This is a genomic window from Marinococcus tarijensis, assembly GCF_054971385.1.
This window is the reverse complement of sequence record NZ_JBQOJA010000041.1, coordinates 1-20,479: the sequence shown is the minus strand read 5'-3', so window position 1 is coordinate 20,479 and position 20,479 is coordinate 1. Positions and strand designations below refer to the sequence as shown.

Genomic DNA, 20,479 nt, shown 5'->3' with positions numbered 1-20,479 from the left:
CTCGATAGCTCAGTCGGTAGAGCAGTGGACTGAAAATCCTCGTGTCGGCGGTTCGATTCCGTCTCGAGCCACCATTTTTATAAAATAACCAGCGCCTGGACTTTGACGTCCAGGCGCTTTTTTCACAGGCTTCAGGCCTCGATAGGAACAGATAAAGAGCTGTGTTACAATGTGAAAGAGAATTGTAATCCTCTTAAATATTTTGCAATAAACATAAAGAGGCATACCTTGGCAGGGAGTTACTACACATAGATGACTGAATTTATGCCTTTTCACATTTGAGGAATGGAGCGGTGGGAACATGGATGAGAAAATATTAGTGGTCGATGATGAACAGCCAATTGCTGATATATTAGAATTTAATCTTCAAAAAGAAGGGTTTCAGGTTGTTTGTGCATACGACGGCGACGAAGCTTTAGAAAAGGTGGATGATTTCGGTCCGGATCTGATTCTTCTTGACGTTATGCTTCCTAACAAGGACGGCATGGAAGTGTGCAGAGAAGTCCGGAAGCGGTTTGATATGCCCATCATCATGTTAACTGCTAAAGACGGGGAGATCGATAAGGTGCTCGGCCTTGAACTTGGAGCAGATGACTATGTAACCAAACCGTTCAGCAACCGGGAGCTTCTTGCCAGAGTTAAAGCCAATCTCCGCAGGAAGCAGCCGGCAGCGGAAGAAGGCAGCACCGAGCCGCAGAACGCTATAAAAATTGGTGACCTTCTCGTAGACCCGGATGCGTATTTAGTAACAAAACGCAGCGAGCCGATAGACCTTACGCATCGTGAGTTTGAACTGGTTCTCTACCTCGGCCGGCATATCGGCCAGGTAATGACAAGAGAGCATCTTCTGCAGGCCGTGTGGGGCTATGATTACTTTGGGGACGTACGTACCGTGGACGTAACGGTTCGACGTTTAAGAGAGAAAGTAGAAGATAATCCGAGCTTCCCTGAGTGGATTGTGACAAGACGTGGTGTTGGGTACTACTTAAAACATCCAGAACAGGAGAAGTAATGTATGAAGATTATCGATTTTTTCAAATCGATTCATTTTAAACTCATTTTGATCTTCGTGCTGCTGATTTTTGTAGCGATGCAGTTCATTACCGTATTTTTCACGAGTGCCCTTGAAGACACGCTCGTGGAAAATTTTAATGACACGCTCGCCGAGCAGACCGATCTTCTGGAGTATAATGTGCAGGAAGAACTGGCACAGAGTCGGGGAGAAGACGATAATACGGTTCAGGAGGATATTGACAGTTTATTAAGCCAGTTTGCCAATTCAGGAGCAAACAATGACCCGGGCCATTCGAGTCCGGAAGCCAGGGTGATCGGCTCCAATCAAATTATTTTAGGCACGTCGAATATAAACGAGCAGGATATCGTCAATAACCAATCGAACGATGACCTTGTGCAGCGGGCGTTATTAGGGAACACGCTTGAAGAAGTGCGCTGGGAGGCCGACAGCGGCCACAGGGTCAGCTTAATTGTCCGGCCGATCGAAGAAGATGGAGAAATTCTGGGTGTATTGTACGTGCGTTCCGACATGTCGAGCGTATACAGCCTGGTAAATGACATCAGCAGTATTTTAATTGCAGCGAGCATTATTGTGCTGATTTTAAACGCCATCCTTGGTATTTTGCTTGCCCGCACGATTACACGGCCTATCGCAGACATGCAGCGCCAGGCGAAAATTATGGGGGAAGGAGACTTTTCCCGCAGAGTGCGCGTGTACGGCAACGATGAGATCGGGCAGCTGGCGCATTCCTTTAACCAGCTGACGCTGAAATTAAAAGAAAGCCAGGCAAGCACCGAGGACGAACGGAAGAAATTAAGCTCGGTTCTGACTCATATGACAGACGGGGTTATAGCCACTGACGAACTCGGGCGCATTATTTTGATGAACAAACGTGCCGAGCAGCTGTTAAACAAAAACAGTGACGAAATGGAAGGTACGTACATCACAGAAGCTCTGCATCTGTCTGAGACGCTGACATCGAGCGATCTGTATGATTATAATGAAGCGATTATGCTGGATTTCAGCAGCGAGGAACAGGATTTTCTGCTGCAGGCCAACTTTTCAATTGTGCGGAACGAAGACGGACCAGTTACTGGTCTGATTACCGTGCTTCATGATGTTACGGAGCAGGAAAAGATCGAAAGAGAGAGACGGGAATTTGTATCAAACGTTTCCCACGAATTAAGAACTCCGCTGACTACGCTGAAGAGCTACATGGAAGCTCTCGAAGACGGGGCGATGCAGGATGAAAATCTGGGCCCCCGCTTTTTACAGGTGACCCAGAACGAAACGGACCGAATGATCCGGCTCGTGAACGACCTGCTTCAGCTTTCGCGGATAGACAGTGACGAAATCAGCTTAGACTTTTTTACTGTAGACCTGTCTGAAATGATCAATCAGGTGATTGAACGCTTTGAAATGATTAACAAGGATAAAAATATTGCTTTCTATAAAGAAGTCCCCTCCTACCCGGTATACGTAGACATGGACAAAGACAGGATTTATCAAGTTTTTGATAACGTGCTTTCAAATGCAGTGAAGTACTCGCCGGATGGCGGGGAAATCAGTGTTCAGATGTTTACGCGAGCCGATGCTGTAGATGTGGAAATCAGCGATCAGGGTGTAGGCATTCCGAAAGAAAGCCAGCACCGTATTTTTGACCGGTTTTACCGGGTGGATAAAGCAAGAGCGAGAAACCTCGGGGGCACCGGACTGGGTCTTGCGATTGCCAAGGAATTTATCCATGCGCACGGCGGAAGAATTGCGGCTGACAGTGAATGGAAAAAAGGAACCACTATATTAATTACGCTGCCATATTCAGTGATTAATAAAGCGGAGGCTGGATCATGAAAGAAACAATCAAATCCTGGGTGTTAACGATTTTAGTAATAGGCAGTCTGCTTCTTACCTGGCAGAACTGGTCGTTTCAGCCCGAATATGATAGCGTCAATTCCTCCGAAACCGTACAGGAAACGACAGAAATAGCAGAGACCCGGGAAGCAGGAGAAATCGTCCGGCCGAATCAGGGAGTAGTGCGTTCCAATGGCAGAAGTGTTCTCATGACCGAGGACCAGGCTTCAACTGATCTGGACAAAGCCTTCCGGCAGCTCGAAGAGGCAAGTATCACAGAAACATCAGCGACTGACCTGGAGCATGACGAACTTTACGAAAACACCTCTTCAGCAGAATATTCGATGGAGCTTGTATTTCCGTCGTCGGTATCCTGGTCGATGATCAATGAACTGTTCAGCTTTGAAGATGAAAGCGATGAAGCAGCGAGCATCCTGGATGGCTCGATTGACCGTATTATATTAACAGCTTCACCGGGAAGTGAAGAGCTGAACGCTGCGTTTGTTTCCTACGATCAGGGTGTAGTTGTAAACAGTAACACGAGCCTTGATAAAAGCGATGTGGAACACGAACAGTATCTCTCAGAATACGACAGCATGCTTACTTACAGTGCTGATGAAAACGGGTACGAAAAGCATATTTATATTCCAGAAGACCCGGGCTCCCGAACGAATTATACCTACGCTTCTACGAGTTTATCAGCCAACAGCTTTCAGCAGGTGTTACTTCCGGAGGGAAATGGCCAAAACCTTCAGACGTACAACTATGATTCATCAGAAGTCATCACAGACGGCACGAAAGAGCTGCGGATTAATAATGCTAAGGATTACCTTCGTTATGCCAATCCAACCTACTCGGAGCAGACAGACGGGAATAATACAAGCAGCCTTGTTTCTTCCTTTGAGTTTGTGAACAATCATGCCGGCTGGTCGGATAATTACCAGTATTATGATTCCACTACCCTGGACGGGGAAACAACGGTTACATTCAGAATGAATAAAGGAGGTCTTCCAGTCTTCCGGGACTCCAATGGCAGTGATTTTGCTTCCATCCAGGTGTCGAATGTAGGTACACAGACAAGTGGGTATTCCCGGCCGCTGTTTGATTTGGAAAACAACCCGGTCAGGGCCGGGGACGCTGGTGTCTCCACCGATCTTCCCACCGGGGAAGAGACGCTCGATGCTGTACAGGAGCAGTGCAGTTCTTCGCTGATTGAAGATATACAAATCGGCTACAGCATTTCAAGAAACGGGGAAAATTCCGGCTATTATGATATGGAGCCCGGATGGTTTGTCCGCTGCGACGGCAGCTGGTCTCCAGTGGATTTTGGCGGAGACGATAACGAAGAAGGAGGAGAATAAGATGGACTGGGCGAGAACAAAGACCATTTTTATTATTGTTTTCCTGCTTCTTAATACGTTTTTGCTTTCGAGTTATTTAGAACAGCAGACTAACTACCAGGAAAGCTCTGCCTCCCAGACAGGCGGTGAGGAATCAGAACAGCGGCTCTATGGGTATCCAGAAGATGATCTGCCGGACCGGATTGAACAGCTTCATCTCGAAGCAAGCTACGTGGATTTTGAAGACGGGAGCCGCTCCCAAAAGGTAGAAGACAACTCAAACATTAGTGACATTACGTATATATCAAACGAACGACTGATTGGAATGAGCGCTACGCTCGAGGAACCGGTGGAAATATCTGAGGCTAACCGGAACGAGGACCTGGCCTCCTTTTTAAGCGACTATGTATGGAGTGCAGATGATTATGAACAGGGCCAGATGGACGAAGAGTTAAACAGGCAGTACTATTACCAGACGTTTGACGATAAGCAGATTTATAAGCCGGAGACGTCTGCCCAGCTTGAGCTGGTGTTTAACGATCAGGACGAGATTGTCGGCTTCCGACAGTCGTATTTTGAGCTCGATGCCACGCCGGCAGACAGCACCATTCCTCCGGAGGATGCTATTGAAGCCCTGGGGAACCCGAGCAACGGTATTCTGCAGACAAACGATACGGTGAGCGATGTGAGCGTCGGTTACTTTAACCAGGTTACCCCTCAGGGAGAAAACGTTTATTTATATACACCGATGTATATTGTGGAAGTAAACGGAGAATCGAGGTACCTGGTGAATGCCAGAACCCAGCGCGTCCAATCATGGGAGCAGGTAATGGAAAATAACGGCGAAGGGGACGTCATGGTCGAACCGGAAGTGCCGGAAAATGGCTCTGATCCGGAGGAAGATGCTGAAGAAAATGGTTCAGCGGAAAACGGGGAAGAAGAACCGGCTAATGAATAGGGAAAGCAGGAGGATAGAATGACACTGCAGTTCAGCGTACTTGCCAGCGGCAGTACAGGCAATGCTATATACGTACAGACCGGAGAGCAGCGTTTGTTGATTGATGCAGGCCTGAGCGGCAAAAAAATAGTGGAAAATTTACATGCGATCGGCGTGGAGCCGGCAGCTCTGGATGCGCTGATAGTTACCCATGAACACAGCGATCATATTAAAAGCGTCGGGGTATTAAGTCGGAAATACCAGCTGCCGGTTTATGCCAATGTAAAAACATGGCAGGCTATGGAAGGGCTTATCGGCAAGGTGCCCCTTGAACAGAAATTTCACCTTGACCGAAATCAGCCGGCTGCATTTGGCAATATTGAGCTTGAGCCGTTTCACGTTTCGCACGATGCAGCAGATCCTATGTTTTTTGTGTTTCACCATGAAGGCAAAAAACTGGCGCTTGCCACAGACATGGGATACGTCAGCGACCAGATCAAAGGCACGGTAAAAAATGCTGATGCGTACGTTTTTGAATCAAACCATGACATTAATCTTCTGCGTATGGGCCGCTATCCGTGGAATGTTAAAAAACGAATCCTGGGTGATTCCGGGCATGTGTCGAACGAAGATTCCGCTTATGCGCTCGCGGATATTGTGGGAGAACGTACGAGCAGAATCTATCTCGCTCATTTAAGCCGGGACAATAATATGAAAGACCTGGCACGGATGACGGTGAAGCAGGTATTGGAGGAAGAGGAAACAGGGATAGGTCATACGTTTCACCTTTACGATACGGATCCCTTTCTTCCTACGAGTCTGCATACGCTTTAAACCAGGAAATGTGGTACGCCTTCGGGGTATTCTCCATAAACGTAAAAAATTATCAAAAGCACACCCTTTTACTGGACGGGCTGTGCTTTTTCTTCGTACAATAAACATACATCCCGGCACCCGAGGCGGGTATGATAAAGGGTCTTTATTTCAATATGTGTCAAAAGCACTGGAGAAAGCCCCGGTATCTTATGAAAAAAGGAAGTGTCGGAATATGGGTTATTATGATGATCATGCAAGAAAAGAAAGTCAGAAGCATAGGAAAAGTCGCAGAAACGTAGGTATTGCAGGCTTTGTGGGGGCAATTATCGGTGCGGGGGTAATGACAGTATCAGCACCATTTATATATGATTCGGTTTCAGGGGAAAATACTGAAACGATTGATGGAACGGCGGATTTATCGGACAACGGTTCCGGCTCCGACGTTTCTACTGAAGAAGTCAGTGCAGAGGCTGGCACGGTAACAGCAGCGGCAAACGAAGTTTCCGGGGCTGTAGTTGGAGTGTTTAATCAGGTTCAGGCACAAAACGCCGGTATTCAGGGCAGCGAGGACCAGGGCGAAGAATCTGTCGAACAGGGGACCGGCTCCGGCGTTATTTACAAAAAGGAAAACGGCTCAGCGTTTATTGTTACCAACAACCACGTGGTGGAAGGGGCAAACTCTGTGGAAATCAGCTTAGAGGACGATACCCGACTGGAAGCAGAGATTGTCGGTACTGATCCTTATACTGATCTGGCCGTGTTAAAAGTAGACGGCGGACAGGTAGACACCGTAGCTGATTTTGGCAGTTCGGATGACCTGCAGGTAGGCGATCAGGCAATCGCTATCGGGAATCCGCTCGGTACAGATCTGTCACGAACAGTGACAGAAGGAATCATCAGCGCGAAGGACCGCAGTATTCCGGTGGATTACGACGGGGATGGACAGGATGATTGGGAAGCAGACGTCATGCAGACGGATGCAGCGATCAACCCCGGCAACAGTGGTGGTCCTTTGGTCAATGGCTCAGGCCAGGTCATCGGCATTAATTCGATGAAAATCGCTCAGTCTTCAGTGGAAGGCATCGGGTTTTCGATTCCAACATCAGTGGCGATACCGATTATTGAAGATTTAGAAGAAGACGGCGAAGTAGAACGTCCACAGCTGGGCGTTGCTATTCAATCAATTTCTGAGCTGTCAAGCTACAACTGGACAGAGGAGCTGGGACTTCCGGAAGATGTGGATCACGGAGTGTACGTGACCCAGGTCCAGCCAAATTCTGACGCACAGGAGGCAGGACTCGAACAAAACGATGTGATCACTCAAATTGACGGCGAAGAAGTGCAGGGAGGCAGCGACCTCAGGAATTATCTCTATAACAGCACCGAAATCGGAGATACAGTTACTATAACGTATTACCGAAACGGGGAAGAGCAGACAACAGATATAGAATTAACACAGACAGCGTCCACAGGTGAATAAATCAATTCAGGGCCTTCCGTTGAAGGCTCTTTTTTTTGTGGATAAATATAGACGTGGTCGAACTGAAGAAAATATATGCTACAATAGACGCTGAGAAAATTGTATAGAAAAACAAGGACAAACCCTTGCTATACTGCTGTAAAGAACATATAAGAGAATCGTTGGGTGACGTATTGTAAAATGAAAAAAGTAAAATTCCGGGTGTGGATAATATTGTGGATGAAATCGAAAAAATATCCACATTTTGTGAGCATTTCGAAGAAAAAGCAGAATGTCTCTTGCCAATTCAGGCTCGTTCACTTGTGAATATGTGGACAATTTCTGTGGAAAAATAAGCTGGAGGGAAAGACCTGTGAATATATTGATTATTGCCGTCGGTAAATGCAAAGAAGCATTTATCAATGAAGGAATCGCAGAATATAAAAAAAGACTGAGCAGACAGGACTCCTTGGAAATTGTTGAAGTAAAGGATGAAAAGACACCAGAGCAGGCCAGTGAGAGGGAAAATGAGCAGGTAAAGAATACAGAGGGCGAACGCATTCTCAAAAAAATTCCTGAACGAGGATACGTGATTGCTCTTGAGCCAAAAGGCAGGATGATTTCTTCTGAACAGCTGGCTGCGACCTTCCAGGATTTAGCCGTACAGGGAACGAGTACAATTGTTTTTGTCATCGGTGGATCGCTCGGCCTATCCGGAGAAGTGTTAAAGCGGGCTGATTTCAAATGGTCATTTTCCGCGTTAACCTTTCCCCACCAATTAATGCGCCTGATGCTTACAGAGCAGATCTACCGTGCAGTACAGATTAATGCGGGGAGCCCGTATCATAAGTAAAAGTCATGTAAAAAGCGCTTACTCTTAAAGGAGCAGGCGCTTGTTTAACAGCTAAATGTTTGCCGGCCGGTTCTTTTTATCGGCAGCTGCTTTTTTGCAGGGAGGCTTTACTTTACGGACAAAATTAAGCGCTTTTAGGTGTGAAAAACCTAAAAGCGCCGATGCTTTTATCATAATACGAAAACATTTAACGTAATGATTGCTCCTATTATCGTTCCAATTAAGCTGAAAGTGACTCCGGCCAATGCTGCTTTTCTTCCGCGGTAATGATAGCTTTTAATGTCCTTTAATGCTTTAAGCCCAGTCCACAAACCAATAATGCCGAAAACCAGGCTGAAAGGAAAAAGAATTACAAGAAAAATGAATGCATCAAATCCCAGTACTAAGGAAATAATGGCTTTAAGGCTTCTTGGCTGAGTTGCCACTCTATCAGTTTCATTCATGGGCTGCCGCTCCTTCACTATACCAGATCACATTATCGTCTTTTTTATCGTAACGCGGCTGTGAAGCAAAAACAATAAACAGGAGTGGCATTCTATTGACATTTCCCGGACTGCTTACGTTTGATCTTTCTAAAAAAAGGATATTAAGAATCTAGGGCACATAGTAAAAGAAATCAGCAGGCGAAGGAGTCGACACGGCTATGGAAATTCTGCAGAATGACTGGGCTCCTGTGCTCGAAAAGGAATTCGAGAAAGAGTACTATCAGGAGCTGCGGGAGTTTTTAAAAAAGGAATACCAGGAAAAGACCGTATATCCTGATATGCATGATATTTTTAACGCGCTGCATTATACAGGATATGAGAATACAAAAGTCGTGATTCTCGGTCAGGACCCCTACCACGGGCCAAAGCAGGCCCATGGGTTAAGTTTTTCTGTAAATCCGGATGTTTCCATCCCACCATCGCTGAAAAACATTCACGCAGAGCTGGAAGAAGATCTGGGCTGTGAAAAACCGAATCACGGGTCTCTGGTTTCCTGGGCAAAGCAGGGAGTGCTTCTGCTGAATACAGTACTTACGGTGCGAAAAGGGGAAGCAAATTCCCACAAAGGACAAGGATGGGAAACCTTCACAAATGAAGTAATCCGGCAGACTAACGAAAAAGAGTATCCCGTGGTATTTATTTTATGGGGCCGCCATGCTCAGGCAAAAGAAGAGCTTATTACAAATGAGCACCACTTAGTCATTAAATCCCCACACCCGAGTCCATTTTCCGCCAATAAAGGATTCTTTGGAAGCCGTCCGTTTTCAAAAACAAATCAGTTTTTAAAAGAAGCCGGGCGTCCGGAAATTGACTGGTGTATTCCAATAGAGGAGGAAGATCGTACATGAGTATTCAAACATCTGTAACAACCTTAGCAAACGGAGTAAAAATGCCGTGGCTGGGCCTTGGCGTCTATCAGGCGGAAAAAGGTGAAGAAGTAAAAAATGCTGTTTTAACCGCCCTGGAGGCAGGCTATCGCTCGATTGACACCGCTTCTTTTTATGACAATGAAGAAAGCGTCGGAGAAGCAATTCAGGAAAGCGGAGTGCCGCGTGATGAATTGTTTATTACTACAAAGCTGTGGAACAATGAACATGGCTTTGACGAAGCGCTGGAAGCCTTTGAGCGCTCCCGTAAAAAACTCGGCGTCGATGTAGTGGACCTTTATTTGATCCATTGGCCGGTTCCAGGAATGTTTAAAGAAACCTGGGGGGCACTCGAGAAGCTGTATAAAGACGGCAAAGTACGCGCAATAGGAGTCAGTAACTTTACCGACCAGCATCTTGAAGAACTGCTGAAAACAGCAGAAATCACGCCGATGCTGAACCAGGTGGAGTTTCACCCGCGCCTTTTCCAAAAAGCCCTCTTAGAATACTGCCAAAGCCATGATATTCAGCTTGAAGGCTGGAGACCGCTTGGCAAGGGCGACCTTCTTGAACATGATTCGGTGAAGGAAATTGCTGACAAGCACGGCAAAACGCCGGCCCAGGTTCTGATACGGTGGGCACTTCAAAATAAGGTTGTATCTATTCCTAAATCTGTTACAGCCGAACGGATCCGCTCCAATGCAGAAGTGTTCGATTTTGAACTCGATACGAAGGATATGGATACGATCAACGGCATGAATGAAAATGCCCGTTATGGTCTGCACCCGGATGAGTTCGATTACGCATCAACGACAAAATAATGAAGTAAAGCAGCCGGCATAGCGAATATGCCGGCTGCTTTTTTATATTTACTATCTTTAAGATTGCTGAAGACCAGTTTCGATCATGCTCGTTATTTGCGGATCGGTTGGCTTTGTGCTGCTTTTGAAGCTGCCGAGAACTTCACCGCGGCGGGAAACAAGAAACTTCTCAAAATTCCATTCGATCTCACGGTCTGGGCTGGTCTGCTCCAGGAGCCAGTCGAACAGAGGGTGCTTATCGTTTCCTTTGGCATGAACCTTATCAAAAATATCGAAGCTGACCCCGTAATTGGTTTCGCAAAATTCCGTGATATTTTCAATAGTGTCCGGCTCCTGGCCGCCAAAGTCGTTCGAAGGAAAGCCCAGCACCTGAAAGCCGCGGTTTTTGTAGCGCTGATACAGCTCCTCCAATTCTTCGTACTGTGGGGTAAAGCCGCATTCTGAAGCGGTGTTGACAATCAGCAGCACCTCTCCCCTGTACTCGTTCAATGTTTTTTCTGTGCCGTCAGCATGGACGGCCTCAATGTTGTAAATACTGGCAGTCATAATTTCCTCCTTTGAGCGAATAATACTTTTCGTATAACCTCCGCCATCCCCATTCAAACTCCTCTGCTGTGAATAAAATGCAATTAATGCAGGAAATAGCGGGAAGGTTTTTCAATTTCATCAGGATGCTATAATATTAACCGATATGGATGAATGAGGAAAGAAGGCATCAGGATGAAGCGGACGAAACTTCTATTATTAGCAGCTGCCATATTAACAGGCAGCTTGTTTACCTACTTACAGCTCCCGGCTGGATGGCTGCTTGGTGGGCTCGTGACAGGGATTGTATGTGGGATGGCGTACAAACGGCTCGTCTTTGATGGCTGGCCGTTCCGCACCGTTCTTGCCCTTATTGGCTGCAACATTGGTTTTATGATGGAGCCCGGCATCTTTGCGCTCCTGGGACAGTATATTTTTCCACTGATCCTTACTCTCAGCTTAACAATGGCGCTCGGCGTTGGTCTCGGCTGGCTGATGAACCGCTGGACGGATCTGGATCCGCTGACGGCTTACTTTTGCTGTGTGCCGGGCGGAGCTTCGGAGGTGATCGGCTTAAGCAGCGATTACGGAGCTGATAACCGGATGGTGGCCGCCTTTCACACTACGCGAATAACGTTGTTTGTGTTAACAATACCGATTTTTATCGGTCTTACGACGCCGGCGGACATTGGCTCGATAGGAAGCGCCGGACCGGCATTTTCCGAAGTTCCCCCTGCCGTAATGGGAGCGTTCGGCATTTGCGTTGCAGTGACAGTCCTGCTTTATTATTTGTATAAAGTGCCGGCAGGAACACTGTTTTATGGGTTAATTATTGGATTTATAGTGGGGCACTGGGTGGTGACAACTGATAACGGAATGCCGTCTGTTGTTGGCGGAAGCGGCCAGGCTCTGCTCGGAGCGATGGTTGGTATCCGTTTTGACCGTCCGACCTTTTACAAATTAAAGGAGATCGGGCGGCCGAGCGCGGTGCTTCTTGGATTTTACTTCATTTTCAGCCTGCTGCTCGCTCTGATGTTTCACGCTGCGACAGGTTTGTCGTATGTAACGAGTCTGCTTAGCACAGTCCCGGCAGGAGCAGCAGAGATGAGCAGCACAGCGATTGCCTTAAATCTTGAACCAACTCTGGTATCGAGTCTTCATATTATAAGAGTGCTCGTTTTGTTTATCTGTCTGCCATTTTTTGTGCGCCTGCTGCAGAAGCTGATTCAAAAACAGTCGGTATAGCAGAACTGAATAGAAATAAACAGCTGGGACGATAATTAATTTTATCGTCTTTTTTTGTGGGAGAAAATGCTGGAGTAAGAATAAAAAAGCTATTATTTTACGAGAACGCTTTCAAAAATAATGGGAACAAAATTATTTCGTAAAAAGGTAAACCTTTTGAACCCCTTATATAGCACTGGTTTTTCGAATTTTTAAACAATCAGGATAATATTTTTGTGTGAGATTATCTTACATATCACTAGATTCTGAAAATTTAAACGGTAAAATACTATTTAACGCAAGATGTTAACTAAGTTCACATGAATCTTGCACGATAATAACAGAGGGGGAAAAAAAGTGGATCCGATAGTATTGCTTGATAACCTTTGGGTTATGATGGGATTTATTTTAGTTATTCTTATGCAGGGTGGATTTATTCTATTGGAAGCAGGTTCGACCCGGATGAAGAACGCGGGTCACATTGCAGGAAAAACAATCTTTACGCTGGGGATTTCATCCCTTGTCTTCTGGGCTGTCGGGTACGGTTTTATCTACGGTAACGACGTTGGAGGCATCATTGGGCTTTCGAACTTCTTTTACGGAGACGCAAGCACTGCAGACGGCTTAACGCCTGCCATCGACTTTATTTTCCAGCTCGCGTTTGCGGCGATTGCCCTTACGATTGCTTTTGGCGGTTTCGCTGAACGTGCGAAGCTTGCAGCTTACGTAGTCTTTGCTATTTTATTCTCCGCGATTGTATATCCAATAATTGCACACTGGATCTGGGGCGGCGGCTGGATTTCCGGTCTTGGCAAACAGGACTTTGCCGGTTCTACAGTAGTCCACCTTACTGGTGCGATGGGTGCTCTTGCGGCAACAATTTTACTTAAGCCGCGTATTGGGAAGTACAATAAAGACGGTTCGGTCAACAATCTTCCAGGTCACAACCAGGTGTTTACTGCTTTAGGGGTACTGTTCCTGTGGGTCGGCTGGTTCGGCTTTAACGGAGCCAGTACCTTCGGTGTAGCAGACGGCTTCTTTGGCTACGTTGCAATGAATACACAGCTGGCAGCGGCGGCGGGTGCTTTTGCAGCACTTCTGATTGCCTGGGCTGTGCTCGGGAAAGCAGATGTACCAAGCATGCTTAACGGAGCACTTGCAGGGCTTGTAGCAATTACCGCTTCCTGCGCCTTTGTAGCTCCATGGGCTTCCGTGGTTATCGGTGCAATTGGCGGGATGCTCTGCTTCTTCAGCGTTCGTTTCTTTGAAAAACGCAACATCGACGATCCGATTTTCGCCCTTTCCGTGCACGGTATGGCTGGTATCTGGGGAACGCTTTCCACCGGTTTCTTTGCTACACCGCAGCTTGCTGAAATGAACGGCGGCCGTGCCGGTTTATTCTACGGCGGCGGATTGACCCAGCTGGGTGTCCAGGCTATCAGTGTCGTAGCGTGCGGTCTGTTTGCACTCATCGCTTCGTACATTATACTCTTAATTACAAAATCGCTCATCGGAGGACTTCGTGTATCGGAGGAAGAAGAAATCATGGGTCTTGATATGAGTGAGCACGGCGCATACGGTTATCCGGAAAATGTCCAGCCTACGACGGACAATTCTTCGGAAAGAACAGGAGCATAAAATATGTCGAATTCTTCATTCTCACAAACACAGGGATTTTCAGCAGAACCTTCCTTTAAGAGCTATGAAGAAATAAAAAAAGACAAAGAAGAGAAGATGGACGATTTGACGGGAGAGCCAGTAAAGCTTAATGAAGCCCACGATATGTGGATTTCAGAAACGGTTACTCTTGCTGTTCATCATCATCAGAGTGAGCGGGGAGAACTTCCTGCTCACTTTGCTTTTTTTCTTATGGGAAGCGCAGGAAGACAGGAACAGGCGAAATTCAGTGATCAGGATCACGGTATTGTTTTTGAAGGAACAGACGACGAACATCAGGATTACTTTCTCGGCCTGGGAGCAGAAATACGTGAAGGAATGGCGGTCGTTGGATACCCGCGCTGTGAAGGACTGGTTATGGCTTCGCATCAACGCTGGTGCCACGGGGTGGAAGGGTGGAAAAGGCAGGTGGACGGCTGGATTGAAGCCGATGAATGGGGCCCGTTCCGCCATCTGCTCACCTTTATCGATGCCAGGACGCTTGTGGGAGAAGATGAACTTCTTGAGAACGTAAAGGAGTATGTTTTCGAGCAGGCCAACCGGGGAGATGTGCTAAAACGATTATCAGAAAATACCGCGTACCTGCACAAAGGCCTTAACGCTTTCGGCCAGCTTCTTCCGGAAGAAAAAGGGCAGTATGCAGGCTCGATGCACATTAAAGATGTTGGATTTTTTCCGTACGTTCATGCCCTGCGCCTGCTCGCCATTCATGAAGGCATTCATGCTTCTTCTACGATAGAACGTATCCGGCAGGTGTCGGAAAAACACTCCTATGTGAAGGGCAAGGACGTGCACTTTAAAAACCTGCTGGAGCTGCGGGCTTCATTTTCCAGGAAGCAGAATGTTTATGAAGACGTTCACTACGTGCCGGTGCAGGAGCTTTCGAAAACGCAGAAGTCCGAACTGAAATCTGCATTAAAAGAAGGAAAGCACTTGTTTCAGCATACAAAAAAAATCATGGAGTCGGGTGATTTTTAAATGTTCCAATGGATGCGCAGTATTTCGAGTCGATTTGGCGGCCTGGACTCCACGAACCCCCAGCATCAGTCTTTTATGCGTCAGCTGCAAAAAGACGTAAAAGCAGAACAGCCTCTGCAGAAATCGCTGTCTTCGCTGAACGTCACCGTCCTTGATCTGGAAACCTCGGGCTTTAACGCGGATGCCGGAGACAAGATATTGTCGATGGGCGCTATTAAAATTAAACACAACCGGCTGGTCCGCGACGATGCTTTTTATACGCTTGTCCATGAACCGGAGGCCGTGTCTCCGGAGGTCAGCGAAGTGACTGGCTTAACAGCGGAAGAACTGGAAGCAGACGGTCAGTCGATCAGCGAGGCTCTCGAGCAGTTTTATCAGTTTGCCCAGGCAGATATACTCGTAGCCCATCACGCTTCCCACGAACGAAAGTTTCTGCAGAAGTACACGTACCGGACGATGGGGACAAACCTGCAGCATCGTCTGCTGGATACTTCGTTTGTATTCAGTATTGCTGCCCCGGACTTTGAATTTCGTTCGCTCGATGACTGCTGCAACTATTACGACATTCCGATAAAAGGCAGGCACAATGCCCTCGGGGATGCCATTATGGCTGCCGAGCTCTGGACACGCTCCATCCAGACAGTACAGGAGCTTGGCTATGAGACGCTTCAGGACGTATATGCACATCTCAGCCACCGCCGGAGGTAACCCCTTACGGCAGGCTGAAAAAAATTTATAAAGGAGGAGGGCGCGGTGAAAGGTAATATTCCTCGTAACGCTGCTTGTTTTCCCATTAGCGTGGTACAAGAAATCACATCATTGTCAGCTCGCCAAATCCGTTACTACGAAGAACAGGGGTTGATCAATCCAGAGCGAAATCAGGGGAACCAGCGTCTGTTTTCGATGAATGATATTGATCGGTGTCAGGAAATCAAAGAGCTTATCGACCAGGGGTTAAATATTGCCGGTATTAAAGCCGTGCTCTCCGTCCGGGATAAGAGTTCAAGCTGAGAAATTACGGCAGAAGCTGGATTAATAAAAAAGTCCCTTTTTTAAAAAAATTCTTTATATCTGTTTGAATAAAGAAGTGAACGGGAACACTTTCGAAACAATGGAGGTGTTTTATTCATGTCATTTATTATCGTAGAAGATATTCAAGTGCCGGCGAAAAAATTCGACGAGCTTGAGAACGCCCGCGAAGACGCATCGGAAAAGGAAGTAATTGTCCGCAATAACGATGGCCAGTACTGGGTGGTTGACGAAGAAGACTATGCGAAAATCGAAGCCTACGGCTATGAGCTTGTAGAGAAGTAAACGCAGACGTATAAGAGTCCGCACCTGATTTAGGGCGGGCTCTTTTTTAAATGTAAATGCATCAGGGATAAGATGGAAACGGGTTTCAATGGAAAGAAGAAGTGAAAAAGTACAAGTAGTGCAAAAACGGTCAAGAAATTACAGATAACAGGATTTTAAAGGGGGGACTGGAATGACACGCTATGAAGATGACAGCTTATCGCTCCATACCGATTTGTATCAGGTGAATATGGTGGAGACGTATTGGCGGAGCGGCATGCATACCCGGAAAGCCGTATTTGATCTATATTTTCGGGAGCTCCCATTTGGCAATGGGTTTGGCGTATTTGCGGGCCTGGAACGCGTCGTACATTTTTTGGAAAACTTCCGGATGACAGAAGAGGACCTTACTTATCTGCGGGAAGAAGCAGGCTACGGGGAAGATTTTCTTTCTTATTTAGCGGATCTCCGGTTTACCGGCAGCGTTTATGCGATGAAAGAAGGCGAGCTTGTTTTTGGCAATGAGCCGATGATCAAAGTAGAAGCTCCGCTTGGGGAAGCACAGCTGATTGAAACCGCACTGTTAAACATGGTGAACTACCAGACATTGATTGCTACGAAAGCAGCCCGTATTAAGCAGGTGACGGGCGGGAACGGTCGAGCGATGGATTTCGGGCTTCGACGGGCCCAGGAGCTTGACGCGGGGCTGTGGGGAAGCAGAGCGGCCTTTGTCGGCGGTTTTGAAGTAACAAGTAATGTAAGAGCCGGAAAAGTATTCGGACTTCCTACAGCCGGCACACATGCGCATTCCATGGTACAGGCATGTGAAACGGAATATGAAGCCTTTAAAATGTATGCCGAGCACCACACAGACTGTGTGTTTTTAGTGGATACGTACGACACTCTCCGCTCGGGAGTACCTAACGCCATCAAGGTCGCAAAAGAGATGGGTGAAAATATTCGCTTTAAAGGCGTGCGTCTCGACAGCGGGGACCTCGCCTACCTGTCCAAAGAAGCAAGAAGAATGCTCGATGAGGCCGGCTTTGCCGACACCCAGATTATCGCCTCCGGAGACCTGGATGAATATACAATTTCCAATTTAAAATCCCAGGGAGCAGAGATTGATACATGGGGTATCGGTACAAAGCTTATCACCGGATATGACCAGCCTGCTCTTGGAGCGGTATACAAGCTTGTGGCGATTGAGAACAATAACGGTGACATGCGCGATACGATGAAAATTGGAGCAAAAAAATCGGGCAATCTGGAGAAAATGACTACCCCGGGCGTGAAAAACGTCTACCGGATAATAAATACTGAAAACGAACGCTCGGAAGGGGATTACATTACGCTTTCCGATGAAGAGCCAAACGAACAGGAGGAGCTGCACATGTTCCATCCGGTGCACACGTATATCAGCAAGAAAGTGCAGAGTTTCAAAGCGGTGAACCTTCATGAAACAGTATTTAAAGACGGGAAGCTGGTTTACAGTCTGCCATCTATGAAAGATATCCAGGCGTATATGCAATCAAATCTGCCGCTTTTATGGGAAGAATATAAACGTGCGTTAAATCCCGAAGAATACCCGGTTGATTTAAGCCCGAAATGCTGGGAAAACAAAGTGCAGAAGATGCATGAAATTCAAAATGAGTTTAGCCAGTAAAAAAAGCTGCCTGCCGTGCCGGATTTTCCGGTTCGGCAGTTTTTTTATGCGGGATGTGGGAAAATTGCGAACGTCTCGTGACAATAAAGGGAAACTTAGGGATGCGGGCTGTACATATGATATAATTTGACAGAATTCCAATTGTGAATGCTTTGAAGCAGAGAAAGGGAGGGCAGAGCCTATGCAGATATCTGTTCAGACCGTGATTGAAAAAATGGAAGAGGAACTTCTCCAGCTCGCAGAGCAGGGGGAAAAGGGAGACGAACGGGCGCTGCAGGAGCATGCAAGAACGCTTCGAAACTACTGTGATATTCTGCTTTCTTCGAAGCCCGGGGAAGCGAAGCGACCGGCTGCAGAATCACAGCAGCCAAAAGCAGCGGCTTCTGCTCCAGAAACATTTGCAGCACGAGCGCCGCGCCGGGAACCAGCGGAAGAAGAAAAAGAAATTCCATCAACGGAAGGTAATTTACTGGACTTTTAATTAAGAAGGAGACTTAGGCATGCTGTGGAAAGTACTCGTTGTGTTAGGGGCAGTAAACGCTGCTTTGGCAGTGGGAATTGGGGCGTTCGGCGCCCACGGACTGGAGGGCCGGCTGTCGAACCGGATGCTTGAAACGTATAATACCGGAGCGCAGTATCATATGTATCATTCTCTGGGACTGATCGCTATCGGCGCTGTAGCAGCTTATACCGGCGGGGGATCAGCACTGCTGGGATGGTCCGGGTGGCTTTTGTTTGCGGGAATTGTTTTATTTTCCGGGACCCTGTATGTGCTTTCGCTTTCCGGCATCTCCTGGCTGGGGGCCGTAACTCCTTTAGGCGGAGTGGCTTTCATTGCCGGATGGATTTGTTTAATTATTTACGTGCTGAAGGCCTGAAAAAGGGGCTGTCCCAAAAATCGAATGATGGCTCTTTTAAGCGGAAGCTGGAGATGATTCTCCGGCTTCTTTTTTTGTGGTTTCTGCTTTTTTCCGTAGATTATGGGAGACAGCCAATAATCCAAATTCCGTGGTCACCTTGGCGGTGCCCCGCAGGGCAAACCGACGAAAGCGACGGTTCGCTTTCAAGTGCCCAAAAACACTTTCGGCTTCGATTTTGCGCCGGGCATAGGTGGATGCTCCCTCGTCGCTCGTTAACGCCCGGCGGGCGATCGCCTTGCCCTCTTCATAGACCGGGTTGATGCGGACCTGTCGGTTGCCTTCTGCGGTGGTGCATTGGGGTTTCAATGGACAGTCGCTGCAGTCTTCGCTTTCATACCGCTTGAGGTCCCGCTGGTAGCCATAGCGGTCGGTGCGTCGCTCATAGGCTTGAAACCGCACTTTTCGGTGGTTCGGGCACCAGTACAGGTCGTCCTGTTCGTCATAGGTCCAGTTCTGCACCGGATGGATGGCCTGCTGAAAGGCCCGGGTCTGCTCCTGGCGCATGCGGGGGTATGGAATCAAAAACGGAATGGCTTCCTCGATCAGGGTCAGGTAGTTGGGTTCACTGCCATATCCGGCATCGGCAATGATTTGGCCCGGAAACGGGAGGGGCCTCTCGTCCAGCATCGTCAGATGCGGAAGCAAACACCGGGTATCCGTCGGGTTGGGGTGCACCGTATAGCCGACAATGTACTGGTTTTCCGTACCCATCTGGATATTGTACCCCGGTTTCAGCTGGCCGTTACCCATGTGGTCGTCTTTCATCCGCATAAAAGTGGCATCCGGATCGGTTTTCGAAAAGCTGTTCCGCCCATCGAAGGTAGCCAGGTACCGCTCGTATTTGACCAGTCGCGGCAGATAATCCCGCTCGATCTGACGGCGACGCTTTCGCCACCACTTTTCCTCGGCTTTAGCTTCCCGGCGCTCTTCGGGTGATGCCGCGTCGGCCTGACGCTGCCGGCCTTCTCCTGGCGTCCGGCCAGCTGGACCGTCACCGCCCGGAGGGTATCGGCGTCGATCCGTTCCTGCCCGTCGGGCAGGGAAAGAAAAGGGGCCACTTCCTGCCAGAGCACCGCCAATTTCTCCTGGAGGCGCTGGTCATACCGGACGGTGGACTTGCGCCACACAAACGTATACCGGTTGGCATCCGCTTCGATTTTGGTTCCGTCCAGAAAATAATGCTCCCCGGTGATCAACTGCTCGTCGAGCAGTTCCTGAACCACGTGGTGAAAGAGCGGCGTGATGCGTTCCTGCATCTGTTCGGAGCGAAATCGGTTGATGGTCCGGAAGTTGGGCGTCAGGCCCCCGGCCAGCCACATCATGCGGAGGTTTTCCTGCAGGGCCTGTTCGATCGCCCGGGCCGAATACCATTCCCGGGCATAGGCATAGATGACGATTTTGGTCATGGTTTGAGGTGGATAGGCCGGGCGTCCCGCCGAAGAAGCTTGGGGACTCCCAAACCGCTCGGCCAGCCGATCAATGGTGTCGTTGACGATCCGGACCAGATCCCCCTCGGGGATCATGGGTTTCAGGCTTGTTGGTATCGGGAAGCTCTGTGTGTTATCATCGGTAAACATAAGAAATCATCCTTGTCGTATGGAGAGTGTCGTGACTTAACCATATCATCGAAGGATGGTTTCTTTCTTTTTTTGCGCATAGGAAAGGGGCTGTCCTATTTTTGATATGCTCCCCTTTAAGTAGACAGGTGAAATAAATCATCTGTTTTGCTTAGAGGGGAGCATTTTTTATGTCTTAT

Annotated in this window: 22 protein-coding genes; 18 read left to right on the top strand and 4 right to left on the bottom strand. The window is 47.8% G+C overall.

Translation table 11 applies throughout. The features are described 5' to 3' along the window. Window positions 1-301 precede the first annotated feature (301 nt). From yycF to rlmH, 7 genes are all read left to right on the top strand, one after another. The gene (gene yycF / locus ACTTK7_RS15865; RefSeq protein WP_462869064.1) at window positions 302-1,012 is read left to right on the top strand and encodes a response regulator YycF; all 711 of its coding nucleotides are present in this window, start codon (window positions 302-304) and stop codon (window positions 1,010-1,012) included. Between the two features lie 3 nt (window positions 1,013-1,015). Next, window positions 1,016-2,866, top strand: a complete 1,851-nt coding sequence (gene walK, locus ACTTK7_RS15860) for a cell wall metabolism sensor histidine kinase WalK (RefSeq protein WP_462869063.1) — start codon at window positions 1,016-1,018, stop codon at window positions 2,864-2,866. Continuing rightward, window positions 2,863-4,227, top strand: coding sequence for a YycH family regulatory protein (locus tag ACTTK7_RS15855; RefSeq protein ID WP_462869062.1), 1,365 nt, complete (start codon window positions 2,863-2,865; stop codon window positions 4,225-4,227). The genes walK and ACTTK7_RS15855 overlap by 4 nt, the downstream gene beginning before the upstream one ends. Window position 4,228: 1 nt before the next feature. After that, on the top strand, window positions 4,229-5,164 hold the full coding sequence (gene yycI / locus ACTTK7_RS15850; protein ID WP_462869061.1) for a two-component system regulatory protein YycI: 936 nt from the start codon (window positions 4,229-4,231) through the stop codon (window positions 5,162-5,164). Between the two features lie 18 nt (window positions 5,165-5,182). After that, window positions 5,183-5,977 carry an MBL fold metallo-hydrolase gene (locus ACTTK7_RS15845; RefSeq protein ID WP_322525366.1) on the top strand — a complete coding sequence of 265 codons (795 nt, stop codon included), beginning with the start codon at window positions 5,183-5,185 and terminating at the stop codon, window positions 5,975-5,977. Window positions 5,978-6,191: 214 nt separating this feature from the next. After that, window positions 6,192-7,439 (top strand): S1C family serine protease, encoded by a 1,248-nt coding sequence (locus ACTTK7_RS15840; RefSeq protein ID WP_462869060.1) that lies wholly within the window; start codon window positions 6,192-6,194, stop codon window positions 7,437-7,439. A 352-nt stretch (window positions 7,440-7,791) separates the two neighbouring features. Next, a complete protein-coding gene (gene rlmH / locus ACTTK7_RS15835) occupies window positions 7,792-8,271 on the top strand; it encodes a 23S rRNA (pseudouridine(1915)-N(3))-methyltransferase RlmH (RefSeq protein ID WP_462869058.1) in 480 nt (159 codons plus the stop codon). A 170-nt stretch (window positions 8,272-8,441) separates the two neighbouring features. Here rlmH and ACTTK7_RS15830 read toward each other — a convergent pair whose 3' ends face one another. Then, the gene (locus tag ACTTK7_RS15830) at window positions 8,442-8,714 is read right to left on the bottom strand and encodes a DUF4190 domain-containing protein (protein ID WP_462869057.1); all 273 of its coding nucleotides are present in this window, start codon (window positions 8,712-8,714) and stop codon (window positions 8,442-8,444) included. Between the two features lie 200 nt (window positions 8,715-8,914). Here ACTTK7_RS15830 and ACTTK7_RS15825 point away from each other — a divergent pair, with 200 nt between their 5' ends. Together ACTTK7_RS15825 and ACTTK7_RS15820 are read left to right on the top strand one after the other, a co-directional pair. Next, a complete protein-coding gene (locus tag ACTTK7_RS15825; protein WP_462869056.1) occupies window positions 8,915-9,604 on the top strand; it encodes a uracil-DNA glycosylase in 690 nt (229 codons plus the stop codon). After that, window positions 9,601-10,443, top strand: a complete 843-nt coding sequence (locus tag ACTTK7_RS15820) for an aldo/keto reductase (RefSeq protein ID WP_462869055.1) — start codon at window positions 9,601-9,603, stop codon at window positions 10,441-10,443. Before ACTTK7_RS15825 ends, ACTTK7_RS15820 begins: the two co-directional genes overlap by 4 nt. Window positions 10,444-10,500: 57 nt before the next feature. Here the strand turns inward: ACTTK7_RS15820 and ACTTK7_RS15815 are convergent, their stop codons facing one another. Next, entirely contained in the window at window positions 10,501-10,989 is a 489-nt protein-coding gene (locus tag ACTTK7_RS15815) for a glutathione peroxidase (protein ID WP_462869054.1), read from the bottom strand. Window positions 10,990-11,163: 174 nt separating this feature from the next. Here ACTTK7_RS15815 and ACTTK7_RS15810 point away from each other — a divergent pair, with 174 nt between their 5' ends. From ACTTK7_RS15810 to ACTTK7_RS15770, 9 genes are all read left to right on the top strand, one after another. Continuing rightward, complete coding sequence (locus ACTTK7_RS15810; protein ID WP_462869053.1) at window positions 11,164-12,213, top strand: AbrB family transcriptional regulator; 1,050 nt, start codon at window positions 11,164-11,166, stop codon at window positions 12,211-12,213. A 336-nt stretch (window positions 12,214-12,549) separates the two neighbouring features. Then, a complete protein-coding gene (locus tag ACTTK7_RS15805) occupies window positions 12,550-13,830 on the top strand; it encodes an ammonium transporter (RefSeq protein WP_462869052.1) in 1,281 nt (426 codons plus the stop codon). A gap of 3 nt (window positions 13,831-13,833) precedes the next feature. Then, the gene (locus tag ACTTK7_RS15800; RefSeq protein WP_462869051.1) at window positions 13,834-14,847 is read left to right on the top strand and encodes a DUF294 nucleotidyltransferase-like domain-containing protein; all 1,014 of its coding nucleotides are present in this window, start codon (window positions 13,834-13,836) and stop codon (window positions 14,845-14,847) included. Next, complete coding sequence (locus ACTTK7_RS15795) at window positions 14,848-15,555, top strand: exonuclease domain-containing protein (protein WP_091615278.1); 708 nt, start codon at window positions 14,848-14,850, stop codon at window positions 15,553-15,555. Window positions 15,556-15,600: 45 nt separating this feature from the next. Next, the gene (locus ACTTK7_RS15790; RefSeq protein ID WP_462869050.1) at window positions 15,601-15,858 is read left to right on the top strand and encodes a MerR family transcriptional regulator; all 258 of its coding nucleotides are present in this window, start codon (window positions 15,601-15,603) and stop codon (window positions 15,856-15,858) included. Window positions 15,859-15,975: 117 nt separating this feature from the next. Then, on the top strand, window positions 15,976-16,161 hold the full coding sequence (locus ACTTK7_RS15785; RefSeq protein WP_022792988.1) for a hypothetical protein: 186 nt from the start codon (window positions 15,976-15,978) through the stop codon (window positions 16,159-16,161). Window positions 16,162-16,333: 172 nt separating this feature from the next. Then, entirely contained in the window at window positions 16,334-17,803 is a 1,470-nt protein-coding gene (locus ACTTK7_RS15780) for a nicotinate phosphoribosyltransferase (RefSeq protein WP_462869049.1), read from the top strand. Between the two features lie 181 nt (window positions 17,804-17,984). Further along, window positions 17,985-18,284 (top strand): DUF5327 family protein, encoded by a 300-nt coding sequence (locus tag ACTTK7_RS15775; protein WP_462869048.1) that lies wholly within the window; start codon window positions 17,985-17,987, stop codon window positions 18,282-18,284. A 19-nt stretch (window positions 18,285-18,303) separates the two neighbouring features. Then, on the top strand, window positions 18,304-18,681 hold the full coding sequence (locus ACTTK7_RS15770; protein WP_462869047.1) for a DUF423 domain-containing protein: 378 nt from the start codon (window positions 18,304-18,306) through the stop codon (window positions 18,679-18,681). A gap of 36 nt (window positions 18,682-18,717) precedes the next feature. On the opposite strand, the gene ACTTK7_RS15765 is transcribed toward ACTTK7_RS15770, so the two are convergent. Together ACTTK7_RS15765 and ACTTK7_RS15760 are read right to left on the bottom strand one after the other, a co-directional pair. After that, on the bottom strand, window positions 18,718-19,494 hold the full coding sequence (locus tag ACTTK7_RS15765; RefSeq protein ID WP_462869046.1) for a transposase: 777 nt from the start codon (window positions 19,492-19,494) through the stop codon (window positions 18,718-18,720). Further along, a complete protein-coding gene (locus ACTTK7_RS15760) occupies window positions 19,485-20,300 on the bottom strand; it encodes a transposase (protein WP_462869045.1) in 816 nt (271 codons plus the stop codon). Before ACTTK7_RS15760 ends, ACTTK7_RS15765 begins: the two co-directional genes overlap by 10 nt. Between the last annotated feature and the right edge of the window lie 179 nt (window positions 20,301-20,479).

Bases quoted from the DNA above. Each gene is read 5' to 3' on its own strand.
- ACTTK7_RS15795 (WP_091615278.1), top strand. From the start codon at position 14,848: ATGTTCCAATGGATGCGCAGTATTTCGAGTCGATTTGGCGGCCTGGAC.
- ACTTK7_RS15845 (WP_322525366.1), top strand. From the start codon at position 5,183: ATGACACTGCAGTTCAGCGTACTTGCCAGCGGCAGTACAGGCAATGCT.
- walK (WP_462869063.1), top strand. From the start codon at position 1,016: ATGAAGATTATCGATTTTTTCAAATCGATTCATTTTAAACTCATTTTG.
- ACTTK7_RS15830 (WP_462869057.1), bottom strand. From the start codon at position 8,714: ATGAATGAAACTGATAGAGTGGCAACTCAGCCAAGAAGCCTTAAAGCC.
- ACTTK7_RS15815 (WP_462869054.1), bottom strand. From the start codon at position 10,989: ATGACTGCCAGTATTTACAACATTGAGGCCGTCCATGCTGACGGCACA.
- yycI (WP_462869061.1), top strand. From the start codon at position 4,229: ATGGACTGGGCGAGAACAAAGACCATTTTTATTATTGTTTTCCTGCTT.
- ACTTK7_RS15785 (WP_022792988.1), top strand. From the start codon at position 15,976: ATGTCATTTATTATCGTAGAAGATATTCAAGTGCCGGCGAAAAAATTC.
- ACTTK7_RS15820 (WP_462869055.1), top strand. From the start codon at position 9,601: ATGAGTATTCAAACATCTGTAACAACCTTAGCAAACGGAGTAAAAATG.
- ACTTK7_RS15770 (WP_462869047.1), top strand. From the start codon at position 18,304: ATGCTGTGGAAAGTACTCGTTGTGTTAGGGGCAGTAAACGCTGCTTTG.
- ACTTK7_RS15775 (WP_462869048.1), top strand. From the start codon at position 17,985: ATGCAGATATCTGTTCAGACCGTGATTGAAAAAATGGAAGAGGAACTT.
- ACTTK7_RS15840 (WP_462869060.1), top strand. From the start codon at position 6,192: ATGGGTTATTATGATGATCATGCAAGAAAAGAAAGTCAGAAGCATAGG.
- yycF (WP_462869064.1), top strand. From the start codon at position 302: ATGGATGAGAAAATATTAGTGGTCGATGATGAACAGCCAATTGCTGAT.
- ACTTK7_RS15765 (WP_462869046.1), bottom strand. From the start codon at position 19,494: ATGCGGATGAAAGACGACCACATGGGTAACGGCCAGCTGAAACCGGGG.
- ACTTK7_RS15855 (WP_462869062.1), top strand. From the start codon at position 2,863: ATGAAAGAAACAATCAAATCCTGGGTGTTAACGATTTTAGTAATAGGC.
- ACTTK7_RS15800 (WP_462869051.1), top strand. From the start codon at position 13,834: ATGTCGAATTCTTCATTCTCACAAACACAGGGATTTTCAGCAGAACCT.
- ACTTK7_RS15780 (WP_462869049.1), top strand. From the start codon at position 16,334: ATGACACGCTATGAAGATGACAGCTTATCGCTCCATACCGATTTGTAT.
- ACTTK7_RS15825 (WP_462869056.1), top strand. From the start codon at position 8,915: ATGGAAATTCTGCAGAATGACTGGGCTCCTGTGCTCGAAAAGGAATTC.
- ACTTK7_RS15810 (WP_462869053.1), top strand. From the start codon at position 11,164: ATGAAGCGGACGAAACTTCTATTATTAGCAGCTGCCATATTAACAGGC.
- ACTTK7_RS15760 (WP_462869045.1), bottom strand. From the start codon at position 20,300: ATGTTTACCGATGATAACACACAGAGCTTCCCGATACCAACAAGCCTG.